The organism is Paenisporosarcina sp. TG-14, assembly GCF_000297555.1.
In the GTDB taxonomy this organism is placed as follows: domain Bacteria; phylum Bacillota; class Bacilli; order Bacillales_A; family Planococcaceae; genus Paenisporosarcina; species Paenisporosarcina antarctica.
This window is the reverse complement of sequence record NZ_AMGD01000080.1, coordinates 1-897: the sequence shown is the minus strand read 5'-3', so window position 1 is coordinate 897 and position 897 is coordinate 1. Positions and strand designations below refer to the sequence as shown.

The 897-nt window shown below is 34.1% G+C and carries 1 protein-coding gene; it reads right to left on the bottom strand.

Features of this window, described 5'->3' with window-relative positions:
• A partial coding sequence (locus tag C406_RS19745; RefSeq protein ID WP_272943016.1) for a biotin carboxylase N-terminal domain-containing protein occupies positions 1-449 on the bottom strand: 449 nt, incomplete at its 3' end.
• Between the last annotated feature and the right edge of the window lie 448 nt (positions 450-897).

The window sequence follows — 897 nt, the reverse complement described above, 5'->3', positions numbered from 1 at the left end:
CCAAATGCTTTTACTTCTTCTATGGAGTGAACAGGTCCGTCAGTCCCTGGAATAACGGGAATCCCAGCTAATACAGCTTGGTGACGAGCTTTCACCTTGTCTCCGAACATATCTAAATGTGTCGAGGTTGGACCAATAAAAATGATCCCTTCTTCTTCGCATCGTCTTGCAAAATCTACGTTTTCAGAAAGAAATCCATACCCAGGATGAATCGCATCAGATTTACTATCTTTTGCAATTTGTAATATTCCTTCAATATCTAAATAGGCATCAATTGGCTTTTTTCCATCTCCAACTAAATACGATTCATCTGCTTTATACCGATGAAATGAACCACTGTCTTCTCTTGAATAAATTGATACGGTACCCAAGTTTAATTCGGTACAAGCACGGAAAATACGGATGGCAATTTCTCCGCGATTTGCAACTAGCACTTTTTTTATTTTCATACTCAAAATTTTCTACCTCCTTTTCAAAAAAATATTCTATAGAAGTATTTAAGAAGCACTAAATTTAATAATAAATTAGATTGAATTATCGATTCATCAACTTCTTTTTATTTGTGAAGATTATGTTCTTTGAATCTTTTTCTAGATAAATAATTCATTTAATGCTTCTTCAACCGATACATATGAATGTTCAAACAAGGCCCTTTGAAATAACTTTATAAGTAACATTTCCATTTGCTGTATTTATCCTTTACTTTACGGAGTTAATCTTGAAACAGCTTTGTAAACTCCTTTGGTTAAAGCTATGAATAACCACAGAATCTGGGTCCATCGTACGAATCTAACTCATCGACACGGATATACACTGTCCCAATAATTTCTCATAATTAGGTTATAAAAAATTTCTCCCTCCACATAGACCTCATGTGAAGAGAGAAAGAAAATCAGG